Origin of the sequence: Anaerococcus sp. NML200574 (assembly GCF_026131665.1) — a bacterium.
In the GTDB taxonomy this organism is placed as follows: Bacteria; Bacillota; Clostridia; order Tissierellales; family Peptoniphilaceae; genus Anaerococcus; species Anaerococcus kampingae.
In genome coordinates, this window is record NZ_JAMXSM010000012.1 from 1 (window position 1) to 19,959 (window position 19,959).

Genomic DNA, 19,959 nt, shown 5'->3' on the forward strand with positions numbered 1-19,959 from the left:
CAAATTCTTGGTTTTCTGGTGGAGTAAAGCCTTCGCTGTTTGGTAAGGTGTATTCGCTGCCTTTGGCTACGGATACTTTATCTTTGCTTCCACTGCCTTCGCCTTTGTCGAAGCTTACATCTACCATTATTGGTTTCCATGATGCTTTTATTACAGTATCGCCAGTAATAGGTATTTCTGTACCAGGTTCTGTAGTTGTTGTAGCATCACCAACCAACCATCCTGCAAATTCTTGGTTTTTTGGTGGAGTGAAGGTATCTCCTTTTGGTAAGGTATATTTTTCGCCTGATTTCTTAGTTTCTACCTTGTCGTCTCCTGTGCCGCCATTTGGTTGAACAGTAACCTTAAATGTTTTTGTTGCTGTTGCTGTGAATACATGATTATTAGAAGTAGCTTTGAAATTTGTTCCTTTATCCTTGTCATTCCATACTAGGTCAACATAGGTATCATCTTTTGGTTCAGCTCCTACATCTTCAAAGGATGTTTTTTCAGTTTTTGAGACTTTTTCTTTAGATAAATCAGTTCCCGGTTTAACTTTATAGGTTTTTGCAGTGACAGGAGTTTCCTTATTACCTTCTATTTCACCTGCTTTTACACCTTCGCCTAGCTTCAATTCAACATTTAAGGCATCTTCAGGTAGGTTTTCCTTATCAGATGGGCTAACAGGGTCGCTTACGTATAGCATTTGTTTTTCTACTATGATTTCAGAACCATCATCAAAGGTTACTTTAACTTTACCTGTGAAATCACCTGATTTTTCTGTTGTTCTAGTTGTTTCAGTAACATCAGTAAATGTTGTTCCACTTTCTTCTAAAAGATTATTTATTTTACCTTTATTTTCTTCTGTTGCGGAGTCTTTAACTTTTACGCCTTTCTTCCAGTCAACTTCATCTCCGACCCATTTTTTAATAGCTACTGGGTCAAGTCCGCCTAGGGCTTTAACTTTTTCAGCTTTTGTTTCTTCTATAGTTAAAGTTCCAGGATCTGATGTAAGTGGTGTTGTATCGTCATCTGCTACTCCACCCTTATCTGTTACTTTAGCTGTTACATCTGTTCCGCCTTTTACATTGTCTTTAGGGAGACTTATAACTCCATCTACTACTGTTCCTTCGCCAACAATAGACCAAGTTCCATCATCAGCTTTTGTTGCTGTGGTTGTTTGATCTTTACCGTCTTTATCTTTATAAGAAACAGTAATAATATGTGCATCTGTATCTACTTTAAGATTTGGAGTTATTGTGATGTTTTTCTTATCTTCACTTAACTCAACTTTAGGTGCGTCCGGTTTGATATTTTTTACAAGGTCTTTTGCCGGGATTGTTATTTTTGGTTCAGCTCCATCTTTTACCTTGACTGAACCGTCTGCATTTGTTTCTGGAACAAATTTATAATCATTGTTTGGGTCCCAATCACCTGCTACATCATTACCGCTAAATATCTTAACATTGCCGTTGTCATCAAATTGTATAACTGCCGGTACTCCATCCCAATCTCCAGTTCCGTTTGGTAGTTTAGATTCGCCATTTACTGTATATGCTTTTCTTATTGCAGCCTCAATTGCTTTTTTATCTTCAGGTGTTAATTTTCCAGGGTCTTTAACATCGGTTTTCTCTAGTTTTGGTCCTACTACTGTAGTTTTAGAGCAAGATACAAATTTATGGGATTCTTTTACAAAAACTCCAACTATTTGGTCGAGATCTAAACTTGTTCCTTCTGGTAAAGTATAGGAAAAAGTTCCATCGCTTTGTACAGTTGCCTCTATAGGGTCAGATGAGTCTTTGTCAATTTTACACCCTTTGTCAGTACAAAAGTCACCTGATTTCCCCTTATTAACGTTAAGAACTAATTGAACCTTCATACCATCAAAAGGTCCATCACCTTCTAATTTTCCCTTAATTTCATTGTCTACAATTGTAATTTCATTAAGTTTAGCATTCCTTGAATATTCTGTTACTGGTATTATTTTTAAATCTGTAGCTAATATTTCTTCTGATTTTGAACCGTCTGTATAGGTTACTGTATAATAAGCAACTTTATTTTTCTCTATACCACGAATTTCGAATTTTACAGAATCAATATCATTAGCAAAAGATTGATTTGCATCTTTTAATCTTTGTAAAGCTTCAGCTTTTTCATCAGCGTTAACTATATTGGCAACAAACTGTTCTAGGTAAAAATCTCCACTTGGCATTTTTAAATCATTTTTATGATTATAAGCTAGCGATGGCTCTGCAATTGCAGTTGTCTCTGTAGATTGTTGTCCATCAAATTCTTGATAAGCAGTAACCCTATCTCCTTCTGCAACTGTAACTCCTGCAGGTAGGCTTACTGTCCATGTTGTTCCACTTTTAGGTGTAACAGAAACACTGGCTTTTTCATTTCCACTACTATCTTTTAATGTTACATGGATTGTTCCTCTTGCTTGATTGCCGCCAATTCTACCTCTGTGTACATTGCCTCCAGAAATTGTTGTGGAGTCATAAAAGACCTTGCTAATTGTTGGAGCTGATACTGTAGATTGTTGAACTGGTTCTAATACAGCTTCAGGACCTAGTTCAAGTTTATCAGCGTCTTGGATTTCTAGGCCATCAAGCTCTGTTTTATTTGCCTCATCATCAACTAATGGTAGTGGTTTATCAGAGGTCTCATCGCTATCTAACACCTCTTCGCTAGCCTCATCTTCAATAGCTGATAAGTTTGAATCTACTTGACTAATGTCAAAATCTTCTGCGTGAGCCACAGGCATTGCCATTACTAGTCCTAGCATACAAGATACTAGACCTATGGATAGTTTCCTGGTGGCGTATATTGGTTTTTTATTTACGTTTCGGGCCTTGTTTTCTAGGAGGATTTTGGCCTTTTGATATTTTTTCATAATACTTTTTTACCTTTCTTTTTAAATACATATTATGCACACATTCTTGATTTTATCTTACCTTTTTATAGCTTTTTGGCAAGCTATGGTCTTTGATTTTTACAGAGTTGAAGAGGTTTTTTTCTTATCATGTTTAAGATTTTTTTGATATATTTTGCTCATGTTTTTCTAAAGTTAAAAGCACCCAGGCGAAGGGTGCTTTTATATTGCAAAAGTTTATTTAACTGTTGGTTCGATTTTGTCTTTGCCGCCCATGTACATTTGTAGTGGGGCTGGGATTTTTACGCTTCCGTCTGCTTGTAGTAGATTTTCTAGGAAGGCTATTAGCATTCTAGGTGGGGCTACTACTGTGTTGTTTAGGGTGTGGGCAAAGTAGTTGCCATCTTCTCCCCTTAGTCTGATGCCTAGTCTTCTGGCTTGGGCATCGCCTAGGTTTGAGCATGATCCTACTTCAAAGTATTTTTCTTGGCGTGGGCTCCATGCCTCAACGTCGCATGATTTTACTTTTAGGTCTGCTAGGTCACCTGAACAGCATTCGAGTGTCCTTACTGGGATTTCTAGGCTTCTGAAGAAGTCTACTGTGTTTTTCCATAGTTCATCATAGAAGGTTTTTGAGTCTTCTGGCTTACAGATTATTACCATTTCTTGTTTTTCGAATTGGTGGATACGGTATACACCACGTTCTTCGATGCCGTGGGCTCCTACTTCTTTTCTAAAGCATGGAGAGTAAGAGGTCATCTTTAGTGGCATTTTTTCTTCTTCTGTTATTGTGTTTATAAATTTACCTATCATTGAGTGTTCGCTTGTTCCGATTAGGTAGAGGTCTTCGCCTTCTATCTTATACATCATATCTTCCATTTCAGAAAAGCTCATTACTCCTGTTACTACATCTGATCTTATCATAAATGGTGGGATGTAGTAGGTATAGCCCCTATCTATCATGAAGTCTCTTGCATAAGATAGGATTGCTGAGTGAAGTCTAGCTATGTCTCCTCTTAGGTAATAGAAGCCTGCACCTGATGTATTTCTGGATGCATCAAGGTCTATTCCTTCAAAGGATTCCATGATGTCGATGTGGTATGGGACTTCAAAGTCAGGAACTACTGGGTCTCCAAATCTTTCGATTTCTACATTTTCTGTATCATCCTTGCCTAGTGGCACTGTTTCATCGATTATTTGTGGGATGATTTGCATTCTTTTTTTGACTTCTTCATTGAGTTTGGCTGTTTCTTCCTCAATATGTACTAGTTCTTCATTTATTTCTACTACACGAGCCTTGGTTCTTTCGGCTTCTTCTTTTTTGCCTTGGCCCATAAGTGCGCCTATTTCCTTAGATGTTTTGTTTCTTTCACTTCTTAGTCTATCACCTTCGGTCTTATAGGAACGAAGTTTTTCGTCTAACTCTAGGACTTCGTCTACTAGGACTAATTTTTCATCCTGGAATTTTTTCTTGATGTTTTCTTTTACAAGTTCTGGATTTTCTCTTAATAATTTAATATCTATCATTTCTACTCCTTAAAATAAAGCATAAAAAAAGCCTCCCCCAATTGGGACGAAGGTCTCGTGGTGCCACCCAAATTACACAAGCATAGCTTGCCTTAATTTATATTTGCTCAAAGACGGATTCAATAATTCATGCAAGAGATTTCCACCAACCATCTCCTCTCTAGGTGCACTCCATACCTACTACTTCTTTTCATCGCAATATTCAATTACTAATAATATACATTATAATTTAAAAAATGCAAGATGATAAGGATTTTAAAAATCCTCTTTATATAAAATTAATAAAGAATTCACAATTTTATAAATATATAAGGGTATAATAATCTTACTATGGAGAATGAATGTGAAAGAATTAACTAAACGAAGAAGAAAATATTATTATTTAAGTATCTTAAGAGCTTTTGCTCTTATAGCAGTGTCTACCTATCACCTTTTTGCCCACGCCTTCCCTGGAGGATTTCTGGCTGTGATTGGATTTTTGTCCATGTCGGGTTTTCTGATGGAGATGACTAATGATAGGTATCTAAGCCTTGAGGATATCTTGGCAAGTATTAAAAATAGAATAAAAAAGATTTTGCCGCCAATCATTTTTGTGATGGCTATAAGTTTGCTTATTAGTTTGATTTTTGCCAGGGAAATCTTTGATGATTCTGCAAAATCGAGCCTTGCTACGACCTTTTGCTTTGAAAATATCAGGCAAATCATTGCAGGGGCTTCATATTTTGACAGAAATGGTAATTTTAACCTTTTTATCCATCTATGGTACATATCGATTTATGTCCAATTTATCCTTATATTTTACCTACTAAAATTTATTGGCAGAAAGATAAATTCTGATACGATTAAGCTTATCTTGCTTAGTCTACTTACCATCGGATCTATTGGGCTTTCTTATTATTTGGCTAATAAGGATGTACCGATTATTAGAATTTATTATGGAACTGATACCAGGATCTATGCGTTTTTCTTGGGGATGATTTTCTATCTACTTTATAAAAATTATGGAAGATATATGGAGATTTCAAAGCTAAGCCTAAAAATAATTGTTGGCGTGCTTGGGATTTTGTTATTTGTACCGATGTTTTTTATAAATGGTGAGAATATAAATATCTACAAGACATTTTTCCTAATCTATACCCTAGCTTTTAACCTTTTGATATTTTTTATCTTTAAGCTAGAAAATAGCCTAGATAAGAGAGAAAGAAAGCTTGGTTGGGGCGGATCTATTTTGGTCTTTATAGGATCTAGGAGCCTACATTATTATATTTTGCAATATATAATCCAGGTTTTCTTCTCCTACTTCCTTATAAATATTTTTGATAATAAGATTATTTATTACGGCCTACAAATTGCCTGGATAATTTTCTTAGGAGAAATATCTCATGCAATATTTTCTAGGAAAAAGCTTAACAAATACCTAGTTATCATCCCTTTTGTAAGCCTTATTATCTTTAATATAATTTCACTTGCTATAGGCAATAAGAAAGAACAAGAAATGGCTGAGCTTAAGGCGAGATTTGAGCAAAGTCAGGAGGAGATTAAAAAGCATAACGAGCTTCAAAAGAAGAAAAATACCGAAAAAGATTCTAAAGTTCTTCCTAAAGAAGATGAAAAAGATAAGGAAGTAAGCAAAGATAAAAAAGAAAGCAAGAAGGCTGATTCTAGCAAAGATTTCAAGGAAAAGTCCTATGATGATTTTGATTTTACCGAAAATGAGCTAGCCTATATGAAGGATATCAGTGTGAGTGCTGTGGGCGATTCGGTTTTGATCAATATTGATAAGTACCTAAGAAACTACATGCCTAACCTCTACCTAGATGGCAAGGTTGGACGTGACATGCCTGAAGGACCTGGCATCTTGCAGGCAATAAAGAATAATGTCGGTCTTGGCGATATTGTCCTAATTTCTCTAGGATCCAATGGTTCTGCCAACCACAATGATATGCAGGCTATAATGGATATAGCTGATGGCAGGGATGTGTATTTTGTAAATACCAGCCACCTTCAATCCTATATGGACAAGGTAAATAGCGACTTGGAAGCTTTTGTGAATGACAATCCAAAAGCCCACCTAATCGACTGGAGGTCTTATGTAAAGGATAGACCAGAGCTCTTAGCTGTGGATAGGACCCATCCGAATGTAGAAGGCAGCCAGGCTTATGCAGACCTAGTTATTAGAAAAATTTTAAACGAAAATAAAGTAAGACCATAATAAAAGGCCTAGTGCAGTATGAAAAAAACCATCATTTAATGACGGCGTTTTTCATTCATATTTTGCACTAGGCCTATTTTTTATTGTTCATTTCATATACTTTTTTAACTAAAATTGGTGTAACAATAGATGTAATAACAACACCAAAAGCAATTGCTGCAGTGGAATTTGCTTTATATATTTCAAGGCTTGGATTAGTTGCTGCAATTATAGATGGAATAGATACACTCATACCAGCAATTGAGTTCATAGCAATAGAGTTTTTACCGCTAAGTTTTAATACTTTTCGCTCGAAAATAAAGGATATAGGTAATAAAACTATATAAAAAACCATAGCAAGCAAAATACCTGTAAAACCAGACTTGGCTGCTTCTATAATATTAATACCATAACCAAATGACCATCCCATAAGTGGAAGACTTAAGGCCAAGCCAGGTTTCATAAATTCTCCAAACTTCTTATCAATATTACCTAAAATAAGTCCCAAAACTAGGGGGATGAGTGTTGAAATTATATTCATCCAGTTAATAGGTGAGGATTGAATTAAGCCAAAGAGCAATAGCGGATAAGCTGGTGTACACATTATTGCAAGGATGCCAAAACCAGCCTGATCTACGGCTGATCCATATTCTCCCTCGAGTGCTAAATATAGAGAAGGATTAGTTGAGGCAAGGCCTACAATTATAGCAAGGGTAGATAGACCCAAGATTCCATCTAATCCAAAAAATTTAAAATATAAAAATCCAAATCCCACAACTATAGCTGTTTTAACTAGGGCTAGAAGGCCTGTTCTTTTAAAAACTTGGCCAAGTGTTTTTAAATCAATTACAGCTCCTGAGCAAAAGCAGGTGAAGGCTATAATATAAGTAAGCCCATCTTTTGTAAGCAAGGCCTGGGTCATACCTCCTATCATAAATAGATTGGGTGCCAGAGTATAAATAATAGCTGAAATTAGCATTGGAACAAGCAACAAACCGCCAGGAATTTTTTTCATAAAATCCATCATAAGCTACTCCTTAAGTTTTATTTAAGAGATAGTAAATAAAAAAATACCCTTGGCCAAGCCAAGGTGGTCAATATCTCTTATGGTGGGAAGTACTGGGCTTGAACCAGCGACCTCCACGATGTCAACGTGGCGCTCTTCCAGCTGAGCTAACTCCCCATGCCACTCTATCATATCAAGTAATGATAGAGATGTCAAATATAATTAAATAAGGGCTGATTAGCAGCCCCTACTTCTTCTTTAATCTTCCCCTTAGTTTATAAGCACTAAATCCAAGAGCTAAGATAATAAGGATAAATGGCCAATATAGGAAAAATCCTACTATGACTTGAGAGAAAAATTCCTTGACAAGTCCAATAGACTCTCCCATTGCTTCCTTTATCCTAGAGCCTAGGTCAGGATTGTTGGAATTTCTATTATAAGAATACACTTCATTTATGCCTACATTATAGGTATCGTAGGTCACCCTATCTTTTAGGTCAGCCTTTGCTTTTTTAAGATTATCTATTTCCCCTTGAGTTTCTATAATCTTGGCATTAATAACAAGGGTGTCTTCGATGTTATTAGAATTTTCCAAAAGCTCATTGAATTTTTCCAGCTGTTTTTCCTTTATTTCTAAATCCTTATCTGCATCCCTAAATGACTTTTCTAGGTTGTTAGAATTTTTGGAAACATTTATGGTTTTACCCAGGCCTTCTAGGGTCTGGTCAAATTTTTCAGCACTTTCTTTTGGAATTTTTATGGTAAGTTCAGTATTTCTTAAGTCCCTATCTTCATTGGTCCTATTAAAATATGTTGATTCAATTTCTACAAAACCTTCTAGCTTTGCTACTGATTTTTTTATAGACTCTAGGTCCTTATCATAGGATATAGTTTCTAGGTCAATATTTACAAATCTTTCTATATAATCATTTGAATCATCTGATAGGTCTGACCCTTCTCCATCATCTATGGCCTCATCTTTTGCCATATCAGCATATCTAGGATCATCAATTTCTCGTCTTGCCTCGTCTGCATATTCATTTGCAAGGTCTGCTTCACTATTATCTGGCTTCTGGCTAGCACAAGATATGAGGGCAAAAAGACATATCAATATTAGTAAGAAATTCTTTTTCATAGGATCATCCCCCTTTTTCTTTTACTATACTAGCGTGGCAAACGATTGCAAAGGAAGATGAAAATAAATAATTTAATCAACTAGACCATACAAAACTGAATCTATGGCCTTTTGTGGGATACCTATGTCTTCTATTACGCATTTTTTCTTATAGATTTCTCTTTCATAGATGCCCTTTTTCATCAGCTGCATAGTTACTATTAGGTCGCTATCGACTACTTCGCCTAGGTTCTGGCCGGTACTTGCATCAAGGCCTGATGGTATATCTATTGAAATTTTATATTTCATTACATTGTTGATGATGGATACTACTGTGGCGTAAATTCCTGTGACTGGCCTATTTAAGCCCGTACCAAAGATGGCATCTACAATTAGATTGACATTATTTAGGCGTCTTTCCATCTCTTCTAAATCTTCTATGCTTTGAACATAAAATATCTCTTCGCAAAGCATCTGGCAAGATTCTAGATTTAGGCGGAATTCTTCGCTTGCCTTTTCTACATCGCCAAGTATATATATTTCTACATCCTTGTACCTAGCTAGGAGATTTCTTGCTAGGGCTAGGCCATCTGCCCCGTTATTTCCTACTCCGACAACTATTGCAAAGTAACCAAATTTGTTTAGATTAATGTGCTTAAGTACAGCTAGACTTGCCCTTTCTACAAGGCTTAGGGCTGGTACTTTTAGCACATTTATAGCATAAGAGTCGATTGCTCGCATTTTTTCTTTATCAACTAAAATCATAATCTGTCCCCTTTAGTCTAAGATCTTCCCCAAATATTTCATAGGTCTTTGAATTATTACCCAATATTCTAGAAAATATTCTAGGTCCATAAATCTCTTCTATTAAGGCTTCATCGAGATTGGATGATAGAATTATTGGTAGATTCTTATTCATCCTCTCATTTACAACATCAAATAGGTTTGATTGGTCGGTTGACCTATGGGTTTCAGCGCCTAGGTCATCTATTATTAGAAGGTCACATTCAAAGATTAGGTCGTATTGGTTTTCCAAATTTCCCCTTCTATCTTCAAAGGCCCAATAGTAATCATTTAAAAATTTAAAAAGCTTGGTTGATGTCATGTAGACTACTGAATAATTCCTATCCAATAGCTCTTTGGCTATGGAATTTATCAGGAAAGTCTTGCCTCTGCCTACTTTCCCTTGGATATAAATATTTCCGCTTTGTCTATCAAAATTGTCTATATATTTCCTTAAATCAGCTAGGATCATCTGCATATTTTCATAGGGACTTATGTTTGCATATTCTGGATAAGGATTTTTGGAAAATAAATTGATATTAAAGGTCTTAAAATTTTCCCTATTTATGACTTGTCTTATGCCAGATCTTTTATAATTCTCATCTATTATGATTTGAGACCTGCATGAGCAAATTTCATTGCCCACAAAGCCTGTGTCCTTACAGAGTGGATGGAAATATTTTTCCTCCATGTAATCTACAGGGAAGCCTGCCTTAAGGAGCTCTTTGTGTTTTTCTCCTATTAGATTTTTAAGCTTATCTTCATTTGCCTTTGTGTCTAGGCCTTCTGCAGCTAGTCTTATACTATCAAAACCTACTTGCTTGATTAGCTTATCTAGAGCCCTTATCTTTGGGATTTTGTCATAGACTTCGTTTATAGCCTCTTCTTGGCGTCTTTTATTTTCTCTACGTCTTTCTTGCAAGATTAGACTTGCTTTTTCACTAGCCTTCATATTAGTCCCTCTGATTTCTCAATCTCTCTAGCCTTCTAGCCCTTGCTGTTTGGGCAAGATTGTCGTTATCATTTCCTATATTTGAATCAGATTTTTTCCTATAGGTTCTTACTGTTCTGGATTTTTTAAGCTTGTTGCGTTCTTCCCTCATCCTAAGTTCATTTAGGCTATTTATGCCTTGGTCTCTCCAGGTTTTTAGATAGCCCATTACATATTTTACATCTACGTTATTTGCTTCTCTTGCCTGTCTAAAGGCTTCTGTTACAAGCTCTGGGTCTTGGTCATATTCTCCCAATGTCTCGTGAATCCTTGTTATGTCTGCTGGAGTGAGCTGCCTATCTATTATTCTTTCGATATTTTCAAACATGATTGACTTTCTTTGAGCCTTGTCAAAGTTTAGTTCATTGTCATTTGTAGGCTCGCTTTCTCCAAAGTACATCTGCCTTAGGGATATTATTTCTATAAAATTTGTCCCATCTGAGGCCTTTTTTTCTCTAAAGATGCCCATATTTATCCAAAAATTAACGGCTTTTTCAAATCTTTCATCATCAAAGCTTAGCTGTCTTTTAATCTTTGCAACATCGACTGTGCCATCATTATATATATCCTTATAAATTAGGAGATAAACCTTGATAGCATCGCCATCTGCCATCTGAAGATATGTATTTAAAAACATATTCTCAAAGGGTGTTGTGCCCATATCCAGTTTTAGTTCTTGCATTTCAAAGTTCATTATATTCATCCTTACTTATTTTCATATTCATTATCTTTGAATAGATTAAGCCCTTGGACATCTCAAAATATCTCTCATCTAAGTCTATGGCTTGGTTTTCAAAGACTTCTCTCGTGTAGGAGGTCTTTTTAAAACCAGCCTTCTCGTAGGCCTTTATCGCCCTTTCATTAAAGAGGTTGACATCTAAATAGAGGGTCCTATATCTCATTTCTTCAAAAAATACTACAAAGATTTCTCTTATGGATTCGTATCCATAGCCGCGGGATACGTAATTTGCATCAAAGACTATGCCTAGTTTGGCTCTTTTTAGGATTGGATTTATATTTTTAAGGCCGATAAAGCCTATAAATCTGTCATCTTCTTTTCTTCTAACTGCAAAGTATCTCTTATTTGGCATGTTTATATTGCCATACCAAAGCCTTAGCTCAAAGTCTGTGAGGTTTCCATAATTGTATCCTATAAGTCTTGGGTCAGAAAAATTGCCCCAATTTTTAAGTTCTAAGGCACTTTCTCTATCTATTTTATCTAAATATATTCTAGGCATTTTCATCCCTGTGGCTTAAGTTGATGAAGGTGGTGCATGGCTTGTTGAAATATAAATCAACTGTACCAGTAGCTCCGTTTCTGTGTTTTGCAAAGATTAGCTTGGCTATGTTTGGTTCCACCTCTTCATCATAATAATCTTCTCTATATAGGAGCATTACAACATCGGCATCCTGCTCGATGGCGCCTGATTCTCTCAGGTCTGATAGGATTGGCTTATGGTCTGATCTCTTATCTGCCTCTCTTGATAATTGGGCAAGGGAAAGTATAGGACAATTTAGTTCCTTGGATAAGGATTTTAGGCCCCTTGATATGGATGCTATTTCATTTTGCCTATTTTCTTGTCTACCATCAGCTTGCATTAGCTGGAGATAGTCTATTACTACTAAATCAAGTCCCTTTTCTGCCTTTAGCCTTTTTAGTTTTGATTTCATTTCTGATAATCTTATGCCTGGGGTTTCATCTACATAGAGGTCTGTTTCTACTATTTTTTTGGTAGCATCTATTAGAAGTGTCCAATCATCATCTCTTATGGATCCATTGATGATTGATTCTAGGCCTACTAGGCTTACCATTGATAAGAGCCTTTGATTTAGCTGATAGATTGACATCTCTAGAGAGAAGAAGGCTACAGATTTGCCTGCCTTAGCAGCATTCCACGCCATGGTTAGTCCAAGGGCGGTCTTACCCATAGCTGGTCTTGCAGCTAGTAATATTAGTTGGGAACTTTGTAGTCCCGAAAGTTTGTTATCTATAGCTTCAAGTCCTGTAGCAACTCCTGTTATTCTCCCATCTGCCAGGGTTAGTTCGTTGATTTGTCGTAGGGTATCATCCATGGTGTCTGCTACCCTTACTAGACCTTGGGAGTGGTTATCTTGTGATATCTCAAATATCCTATTTTCGGCACTAGCTAGGATGTCAGATACATCATCGCTTTGCCTGTAGGATTTTTCTATTATATCTTCACTAGCCCCGATTAGACTTCTTAATAAGGATTTGGCCTTGACTGTTTTACAATAAGTGTCAATATTTGGAGTATAAAATGAGGAGAGGGTAATCTCAGTGATAAACTCCTCCCCTCCAACTTCTTGTAATATATTTTCGTTGGACAATTGAGATATAAGGGATACTACGTCTACCTTGATGTCTTTTTCAAACATGGTGACTATAGTCTTATATATCCTCTGTGTCCTTGAATCGTAAAAGTCTACAGGTTTTATTATTTGATTTGCACTATCAAAGCTTTCATTTTTCTTTAAAATACAGCCTATGATAGCCTGTTCTGATAAGAAGTCATAAGGTAGTGGCCTTAAGCCATCTGTCATTATTCTGCCTCAGCTACCACGTTTACCTTAAGGTCTGCATTTACTCCTTCATAAAGTCTAGCGTTTAGTACGAATTCACCTACTCCATCGATTTTTTCGATTTCTTCGATTCTCTTTCTATCTATTTCGATTCCTTCTTTTGCTAGAGCTTCAGCAAGGTCTTTGTTTGTTACAGAACCAAATAGCTTTCCATCTTCTCCTACTCTTACCTTTTGTTCGATTGTTAGAGCTTCGATTTTTTCCTTAAGTGCTTCAGCTTCTTTTCTATTTTCAGCTTCTTCTGCCTTAAGTTGTTCTCTCATTTTTTCAAGTTCAGCCATATTATCTTTTGTTGCCTTTACAGCTAGGCCTTGTGGATCAAGATAGTTTCTAAAATATCCTGGCTTTACATCTACTAGGTCTCCCTTTACTCCAACTCTTACAATATTATCTGTTAGTATTACTTTCATTTTCTTCTTCCTCTCTTAAATATTCTTTTATTGCTTTTCTTAACATTTTTTCAGCATTTTCCATGCTCATCTCTAATTGGGTGGCTGCGGCTGTTAAGTGTCCGCCACCCCCAATGCGCTCTAGTATTAATTGTACCGATATATCGCCTAAGCTTCTACCTGATATGTGAATTTTATTGTTAGCCCTTGTAAGTACAAAGCTTGCGAGTACTCCCTTTATATTAAGAAGATCATCTGCAGCCTGGCTTGCAATAAGAGTAGAACCATCTATTTCTCTATTAAAGTGGGCAATAGCTATAAAATCCTCAACTATGAAGGAATCTGCTATTACCTCTGACTTATATTTTACAATTTCAAAGTCATCTTTAAACATTCTTTTTATATATACTGAGTCAGCACCCCATCTTTTTAGGATTGAGGCTGCCTCAAAGGTTCTTACACCTGTTTGGTAGACAAAGTTTTTGGTATCGACTGTTATACCTGCAAGTAGGGATTCTGCTACAGCAGTTCTTGCCTTAAAGTTTTCATCTAGATAAGATAAAATCTCTGTAACAAGCTCTGATGCTGATGATGCGTAAGGCTCTATATAAGAGACGGTGGCATTTTTGATATAATCTTTACCCCTTCTGTGGTGGTCTATTATAAATATATTATCAGTCATATCCAGAAGTTTTGGGCCTTCTGTAGAATTTTTTCTATGGTTATCTGTAACTATTATAAGGGACTGGGAAGATATTCTTCTTAAAGCTTCATCTTCAGTTAGAATATTATCCTTTAGCTCGCTAAGCTCATCTATAACCCTCGCATACATATTTTCTATAGGCTTTGTGACTTCATTTAAGATAATATAAACCCTCTTATTTATTGACCTTGCACCTTCATAAACACCAAGTGCTGACCCAAATGAATCCATATCAGGATTATTGTGTCCCATAACATAAATATCAGGGCTTGATTCCATCATTCTCTTTAGAGATTGGGAAATAACCCTTGATCTAACTTTAGAGGTTTTTTCAATTGCCTTAGTTTTTCCACCATAGTACTCATAATTATCTTCAAGTTTGACTACAGTTTGGTCTCCTCCACGAGATAGGGCAATATTTATAGCATCTCTTGAATCAGAATATATGTCAGATGGCTTTTCTCCAGCAAGGCCAACACCTATTGAAAGGGTTGGCGGAATGGAATTGCCCTTGCTTATATCCCTGACCTTATCCAAAATCGAAAATTTATCATCACGAATTTCTTTATAATCCTGATACTCACTTATAATCATGAACCTGTCATTTTCATATTTCCTAATTAGGCAATCATAAACTTTAAAATATTCATTAATCACCCTATCTATTTCACCTAATACCTGAGCTCTTTGGTCAGATTGGGCAGAATTTCTTAGGTCATCATAATTATCTATAAAAACAGAATAAAAAACTAATCTTTTTGCCTTAAAAAGTTTTTTGATTGACTCATCATAAGTATTATCTATTCCATATAAGAAGGTTTGATTACTATCATCACCCTCATTAAAAATTGTAGAATAATAAAATTGAATAATCTTATCAGCTATATTAACATTTTGTGATTGTTTAATTTCCTCATTATCAAATTCTATTTCCGCAAAGTCAGGTATGATTGAATCGATGCTCTCACCAATTAGCTTATTGTCTGGAAATAAGTCCCTAAAAAATGAATTATGCCATTTTATTTTTCTATTTTCTTCTAAAATAGCTATTGGAAATGGCATTTCAAATACTACATTTTTGGTAATAGAATCAAATGAAAAGCTGATATTATCAACATACTTCTGCAATTCCTTATCCCTTGTAGAATTTATGTTTTTCAAAAAGAAAAACAAAATAATACAAACAAGTATTCCTACAGCACCTAAGGTCTTATTATAGTAAAAAACTATTAGGGATGCAATTAGAGGAAAGGCCAAAATCAAGATTAAATTAGATCTACTAATAAATTTTTCATTATTTCGCATTTTTCCTCCTTGATCTAAAATCTATAAATATATCTGCAAAACCAAAAAATAATAGTGGAATGAAGATAACTTGAAATAAAATTATCATAAAAAACCATTGAAAGGCTCTTGTCAAAGGCAGACTAGATTTTTTAAGCATGTAGTCAAAAAGACTTAGGCCGTTTGCTACAAGTATTATCATGCTAATAAATATGAGGTTTGAAAATATATAAGTTCTCTCTATATTCATAAAGCTAGCAAGAAAATATATGATTACAAAGATAAGAGTAAGTCCTAACAAATCCTTAAACTCTACCCTAATTTGGTCAAGTTCTTTTATATCTTCTATCCCCTTATCCATAAAGGATAAGTAATTTCTAATAAGTTTGATAGAAAGGACTGAATAAACCATGACTATCATCGAAATTAGAGAAGGATATAGGGCTACGGCCTTCTTGTAAATATCAAGGTCAAACCTATATGAATAAGAACTTTCGACCATTTGTTTAAAATCTAATGCCATCTTATCAATAGTAAGCTTATTTTCTATCATTTCTATCTTAAATAGAAAAATAAAAACCAAGCTTATAAGGACAAAGGCCAAAAATATTTGATATTTGTCTGGTATCTTTAAGCTAATTAAGATTACAAATATTAGCCCTACCAAAACTAAGGGGATATAGCTAGTATTTATTTGCTCTATATTTAAAAATACCAAGGCACTTATATAAGTAAACACCACCTTTACTAAGGCGGATAAGAAGCCATCCCTAAAGGATGTAAGGGCAAGTACCACTGGAATTAAAGCCATAAATATCAGGCTATATCTAGATAAGTACAGACTGATAAGGCTCAGGCAAGCAATAAATATAGCTCCTGTAATCTTATTTACGCTTTCTGTTAATGTCATAAAATCTCCATATAAAAATTTAGCAATTTTTACTATTATACTGTACTTTAAATTCCTATTTTAACAATATTTATAAAGGCTAGACTTGCCAATATATATTAAAAATATTGACAAAGTCTAGCCGATTTTTAAAGTTATTTATTTTTTTCTAAGCGTAGGAATGTAGGGATGGAATAAAGGTATTTACGCCAATATAAGTGAAAACTACACATATAAAGCCAACTATAGCAAAGATAGCTGCTCTTTTTCCTTGCCAGCCTCTTGACCTTCTTAGATGTAGATAGATGGCATAGATTATCCATGTGATGAAGGACCAAGTTTCCTTAGGATCCCAAGCCCAATACCTACCCCAGGCTGATTCTGCCCAGATGGCACCAGTAATCATAACCATACTCAAAAAGATAAAACCAAAGGCAATAATCCTATAGGCAATCTCATCTAGTTTTTCTTTTTCAGCTATGCCTTTATTAAAGGCATTATCTGAGAATTTATCTCTTAAAAGATACATAGCAGAAATACCAGCTGCAACAGCAAAGGCACCGTAGGAAAGAATTGCAAGAGTAACATGGATTGCAAGCCACTTGCTATCAAGGGCTGGCATTAGAGGTCTGATTGTCTTATCTCTCATAGCTGCATAGCCGATTATTAAAAATAGAATCGGACTAACAAAGGTACCCATAGCTAGAAGTTTATACTTCTTTTCAAAAATTAAATAGCAAAGGGCTATTCCCCAGGCAAAGGCGCTTGCAAATTCGTATTGGTTTGAAAGTGGGAGCCTTCCAGCATTTATAGTTCTTGCAATTATAGCAAGGGTGTGGGATATAAAGGCGACCATCATGATGTTTTTGCCTATTATCCCCCATTTTTCTGTCTTATTTACAAATAATATTATAAATAGAAACATGGCAATCAAATAGCCAAACAAGGCTAGGTAGAAAAGTAAATTTTCTACATTTAATAAATTAATCATATCTTTCTTCTCCAATAATTTTTTCTAATTTTTCCTTAGATATCTTATCTTTTTTGGCATATCTTACAAATAGATAAGAAAAGTCGTCATCTTCTACCAGGATAAAATCCCTTGGATTGATGTAGAAGGATAGGAAGAGTCCAACCATTAGTAAGCCTGCTCCTATGAGTGCAATATTTTTACCTGGGTCATGGGCCACTTGCAAGAGGGTAAACATCTGAGGGTTATCAATCACAAAGCTATACTCTTCCCATTTGATAGGCTCTCCTGGGTGATTAAGGCCCATATCTACCCTTTCTCCATCATAGAAAAGAGCATATAGAGCTACAGGATGATGTAAAAATGGTGACTTGGTCCTAGGTTTCATCATGCTAGTTTCATCAAAGTCTGGATAAAAATCTACAAATTGTAGGGCGATTTTTTTATTATCAGCTATAAAGAAGTCACCCTTATACATAAGTTTTTCTTCAAAAAACTTTTTATCCTTAAATAATTTAGCCTCATAGGCCCAGCCTGTTGAATTTTGGTAGATATTGAATCCATCAAACCTAAAAGGCTTATTGACCATGGTGAGTCCCTCATCAAGTTTTTTATTATCCTTATCAAGGACTTCTAAACTTGTTATATATTGGTCAACTGTATAGTCTTCTCTAAATAAAACATCGTATTGATTAATTTTAATCTTTTTATCAGAATTTTGAAGATCTAGGACACTTCCAGGCACTCCGTGTACAAATTCATCAAAGCCCTTATAACGACCAAAGGCGAAGGCTAGAATAATCACGATTATAGATAGGTGGGTAAGCCATGAGCCCAAATGTCCGATCTTGCCATCAAACTTATAATAAACTTTTTTCCCATCGATTTCAGTTTCTTTCGGGCTTTTGACCTTTAAGATTTCAAAAATATCAGAATCTTTTTTTATCTTTTCAAACTTCTGATAATTCTTTAGCCTTTCTTTTATATCTGGATCTTTAAAGGATTTTTCAAAAATTATCTTAAAACGATTTATGCTACAAAATAATAAATTTACCAGCAAAAGAAGGGTTAATAAAATATACCACCAAGACGAGTAGACCTTGTCAAAATCACATAATAAGATGATTTTCCCAAAAGATGGATAGGCTTCAAGGTAGAATTTTGGATCATTTCCTTGAGGAATTAGGGTCCCAATAATAGATGTCAGGGCTATTATTATTAGTAAAATAATCCCAGTCCTCATGGAATAGAAACTTTTTATAATTTTTTTTATAATTTTTTTCATTTTTTATCCTCAAAGTAAAAGGACTCTGTGGGAGTCCATTACTTTTATTCATATTTACTTAAAATTTCCATGCCTTGGTCTACTAGAGCTTCGGCTTCATCTAAGTTTTTATGAGCTTTATTTGAGTTATGGAAGCCTTCACCATTTTCTACCCAAACAAAATCCCATTTAAACTGAGCGTGTCTGTGAATCTCGTGTAGTTTATCCTTATCTTCTTTTGATAAGTCGCCTTTTTCGACATGGCTTGCAAATAGGTCAATGAATTTTTTAAGCTTATCGCTTACTTCATTTGTCCTATCATATACACCTTGCTGAACTTCTTCAACCCAAGCAATCATATCATCTTCACTCTTACCAGCGTGGCAAGATAGGCAAGAATTCTTGATTGTCTCTTTGGATTTAAGTGGACTTGTCCAGTGGTGAGATTTAAATTTATTGCCCTTTTCATCTTCTACTATTGGCATGTGACAATCTATACAAGAAAGTCCTGCAGCATCGTGGACTGATCCCATAAAGGTTTCAAACTCAGGGTGTTGGGCCTTAAGTAGTCCTGTGCCTGTAGCTGGGTGTTCCCAATCCTTAAAGTCAATTTCATCGTAATATTTTAGCATATCATCAGTTTCAAAACCGTACTTATAAGGTAAGATTACCTCTTTAGTTTCTGGATCTAGATAATACTCTACGTGACATTGGGCACAAGATAGGCTATCAACCTTGGCATTGTTAGAATTGACCCTACCTTCATCAATTTGTTTTCTAAAGTGTTCTCTTGTTACCTGGACTGTACCGATATCATCCATATGGCAATCATAGCAAGAAATAGTCTGCATACCTGGATGGTCCTTAACAAACTGATCAAAATCCATGCTATTTACATCTATGCCATCTTTTTCAAGGGCAGCTACAAAGTCAGCACTCTTACAAGCAAGACAAGATGCACCTGGCTTAGGTCTTTCGGTATTTATGGCATCTTCTAGAGCATATGTATGGCCCCTTGCCCTGTCGTATTGTTTGGCAAAGTCATAACCATCATAAAATTCTCTAAGATTAGGATGAGCTTCTAGATAGTCAACTTGGACAGAACCACCAAATTTTGTTTCGCTCATATCTGCATTGGCCTTATATGTGGCAAAAACGCCTGGATATGTATCTTTGTAATCTTCTGCTGTTTTTATTTCTTTATCTTGTGAACATGCACTAAGGGCAAGCAGAAGGCCTGAGGCTATAAAAACCTTTGCAATTTTCTTAAACATATGGGCTCCTTTCATAATTTCAAATAATACTTCTTAATATTATTATAAACTATTTTGTTACAATATACAAGAAAGTTTTTTATAAAGCTAAAATACATTTTATTCTAGGCCTAAACAGG

At 35.4% G+C, this 19,959-nt stretch carries 15 protein-coding genes, 1 tRNA gene and 1 pseudogene; 1 reads left to right on the plus strand and 16 read right to left on the minus strand.

Translation table 11 applies throughout. The features are described 5' to 3' along the window. Both NH286_RS06295 and serS read right to left on the minus strand, forming a co-directional pair. Positions 1 to 2,875 (minus strand): annotated as a pseudogene (locus NH286_RS06295) (hypothetical protein); the annotation flags it as partial. Positions 2,876 to 3,091: 216 nt separating this feature from the next. Continuing rightward, positions 3,092 to 4,381 (minus strand): serine--tRNA ligase, encoded by a 1,290-nt coding sequence (serS, locus tag NH286_RS06300; RefSeq protein WP_265237664.1) that lies wholly within the window; start codon positions 4,379 to 4,381, stop codon positions 3,092 to 3,094. A 337-nt stretch (positions 4,382 to 4,718) separates the two neighbouring features. Between serS and NH286_RS06305 the strand changes: the two genes are divergently transcribed. Then, complete coding sequence (locus NH286_RS06305) at positions 4,719 to 6,593, plus strand: acyltransferase family protein (RefSeq protein ID WP_265237666.1); 1,875 nt, start codon at positions 4,719 to 4,721, stop codon at positions 6,591 to 6,593. 73 nt (positions 6,594 to 6,666) lie between these two features. Here the strand turns inward: NH286_RS06305 and NH286_RS06310 are convergent, their stop codons facing one another. From NH286_RS06310 to NH286_RS06375, 14 genes are all read right to left on the minus strand, one after another. Then, positions 6,667 to 7,599 carry a 2-keto-3-deoxygluconate permease gene (locus NH286_RS06310; protein WP_265237668.1) on the minus strand — a complete coding sequence of 311 codons (933 nt, stop codon included), beginning with the start codon at positions 7,597 to 7,599 and terminating at the stop codon, positions 6,667 to 6,669. Positions 7,600 to 7,679: 80 nt separating this feature from the next. After that, positions 7,680 to 7,755, minus strand: a tRNA-Val gene (locus tag NH286_RS06315). A gap of 70 nt (positions 7,756 to 7,825) precedes the next feature. Further along, a complete protein-coding gene (locus NH286_RS06320) occupies positions 7,826 to 8,713 on the minus strand; it encodes a DUF4349 domain-containing protein (RefSeq protein WP_265237670.1) in 888 nt (295 codons plus the stop codon). Positions 8,714 to 8,785: 72 nt separating this feature from the next. Next, entirely contained in the window at positions 8,786 to 9,457 is a 672-nt protein-coding gene (locus NH286_RS06325; RefSeq protein ID WP_265237672.1) for an NAD(P)H-hydrate epimerase, read from the minus strand. Further along, positions 9,444 to 10,427 carry an ATP-binding protein gene (locus tag NH286_RS06330; protein ID WP_106460716.1) on the minus strand — a complete coding sequence of 328 codons (984 nt, stop codon included), beginning with the start codon at positions 10,425 to 10,427 and terminating at the stop codon, positions 9,444 to 9,446. The genes NH286_RS06325 and NH286_RS06330 overlap by 14 nt, the downstream gene beginning before the upstream one ends. 1 nt (position 10,428) lies before the next feature. Continuing rightward, the gene (locus NH286_RS06335; RefSeq protein ID WP_265212891.1) at positions 10,429 to 11,169 is read right to left on the minus strand and encodes a DnaD domain-containing protein; all 741 of its coding nucleotides are present in this window, start codon (positions 11,167 to 11,169) and stop codon (positions 10,429 to 10,431) included. Further along, positions 11,150 to 11,704, minus strand: a complete 555-nt coding sequence (locus tag NH286_RS06340) for a GNAT family N-acetyltransferase (protein WP_265237674.1) — start codon at positions 11,702 to 11,704, stop codon at positions 11,150 to 11,152. Before NH286_RS06340 ends, NH286_RS06335 begins: the two co-directional genes overlap by 20 nt. Next, positions 11,697 to 13,028 (minus strand): replicative DNA helicase, encoded by a 1,332-nt coding sequence (gene dnaB / locus NH286_RS06345; RefSeq protein WP_265237676.1) that lies wholly within the window; start codon positions 13,026 to 13,028, stop codon positions 11,697 to 11,699. The genes NH286_RS06340 and dnaB overlap by 8 nt, the downstream gene beginning before the upstream one ends. Further along, the gene (gene rplI / locus NH286_RS06350) at positions 13,028 to 13,477 is read right to left on the minus strand and encodes a 50S ribosomal protein L9 (RefSeq protein WP_106460720.1); all 450 of its coding nucleotides are present in this window, start codon (positions 13,475 to 13,477) and stop codon (positions 13,028 to 13,030) included. Before rplI ends, dnaB begins: the two co-directional genes overlap by 1 nt. After that, on the minus strand, positions 13,455 to 15,464 hold the full coding sequence (locus NH286_RS06355) for a DHH family phosphoesterase (RefSeq protein WP_265237678.1): 2,010 nt from the start codon (positions 15,462 to 15,464) through the stop codon (positions 13,455 to 13,457). Before NH286_RS06355 ends, rplI begins: the two co-directional genes overlap by 23 nt. Next, positions 15,454 to 16,353, minus strand: coding sequence for a DUF2232 domain-containing protein (locus tag NH286_RS06360; protein WP_265237680.1), 900 nt, complete (start codon positions 16,351 to 16,353; stop codon positions 15,454 to 15,456). Before NH286_RS06360 ends, NH286_RS06355 begins: the two co-directional genes overlap by 11 nt. A 148-nt stretch (positions 16,354 to 16,501) precedes the next feature. Further along, positions 16,502 to 17,323, minus strand: a complete 822-nt coding sequence (gene ccsB / locus NH286_RS06365) for a c-type cytochrome biogenesis protein CcsB (RefSeq protein ID WP_265212898.1) — start codon at positions 17,321 to 17,323, stop codon at positions 16,502 to 16,504. Then, positions 17,316 to 18,587: a cytochrome c biogenesis protein ResB gene (locus NH286_RS06370; protein WP_265237682.1), complete on the minus strand. Its 1,272-nt coding sequence runs from the start codon at positions 18,585 to 18,587 to the stop codon at positions 17,316 to 17,318. The genes ccsB and NH286_RS06370 overlap by 8 nt, the downstream gene beginning before the upstream one ends. Positions 18,588 to 18,631: 44 nt before the next feature. Further along, complete coding sequence (locus NH286_RS06375; RefSeq protein ID WP_265212900.1) at positions 18,632 to 19,840, minus strand: ammonia-forming cytochrome c nitrite reductase subunit c552; 1,209 nt, start codon at positions 19,838 to 19,840, stop codon at positions 18,632 to 18,634. Positions 19,841 to 19,959: the final 119 nt, after the last annotated feature.

Bases quoted from the DNA above. Each gene is read 5' to 3' on its own strand.
- NH286_RS06320 (WP_265237670.1), bottom strand. From the start codon at position 8,713: ATGAAAAAGAATTTCTTACTAATATTGATATGTCTTTTTGCCCTCATA.
- NH286_RS06360 (WP_265237680.1), bottom strand. From the start codon at position 16,353: ATGACATTAACAGAAAGCGTAAATAAGATTACAGGAGCTATATTTATT.
- NH286_RS06355 (WP_265237678.1), bottom strand. From the start codon at position 15,464: ATGCGAAATAATGAAAAATTTATTAGTAGATCTAATTTAATCTTGATT.
- dnaB (WP_265237676.1), bottom strand. From the start codon at position 13,028: ATGACAGATGGCTTAAGGCCACTACCTTATGACTTCTTATCAGAACAG.
- serS (WP_265237664.1), bottom strand. From the start codon at position 4,381: ATGATAGATATTAAATTATTAAGAGAAAATCCAGAACTTGTAAAAGAA.
- rplI (WP_106460720.1), bottom strand. From the start codon at position 13,477: ATGAAAGTAATACTAACAGATAATATTGTAAGAGTTGGAGTAAAGGGA.
- ccsB (WP_265212898.1), bottom strand. From the start codon at position 17,323: ATGATTAATTTATTAAATGTAGAAAATTTACTTTTCTACCTAGCCTTG.
- NH286_RS06330 (WP_106460716.1), bottom strand. From the start codon at position 10,427: ATGAAGGCTAGTGAAAAAGCAAGTCTAATCTTGCAAGAAAGACGTAGA.
- NH286_RS06370 (WP_265237682.1), bottom strand. From the start codon at position 18,587: ATGAAAAAAATTATAAAAAAAATTATAAAAAGTTTCTATTCCATGAGG.
- NH286_RS06310 (WP_265237668.1), bottom strand. From the start codon at position 7,599: ATGATGGATTTTATGAAAAAAATTCCTGGCGGTTTGTTGCTTGTTCCA.
- NH286_RS06325 (WP_265237672.1), bottom strand. From the start codon at position 9,457: ATGATTTTAGTTGATAAAGAAAAAATGCGAGCAATCGACTCTTATGCT.
- NH286_RS06335 (WP_265212891.1), bottom strand. From the start codon at position 11,169: ATGAATATAATGAACTTTGAAATGCAAGAACTAAAACTGGATATGGGC.
- NH286_RS06375 (WP_265212900.1), bottom strand. From the start codon at position 19,840: ATGTTTAAGAAAATTGCAAAGGTTTTTATAGCCTCAGGCCTTCTGCTT.
- NH286_RS06305 (WP_265237666.1), top strand. From the start codon at position 4,719: ATGAATGTGAAAGAATTAACTAAACGAAGAAGAAAATATTATTATTTA.
- NH286_RS06340 (WP_265237674.1), bottom strand. From the start codon at position 11,704: ATGCCTAGAATATATTTAGATAAAATAGATAGAGAAAGTGCCTTAGAA.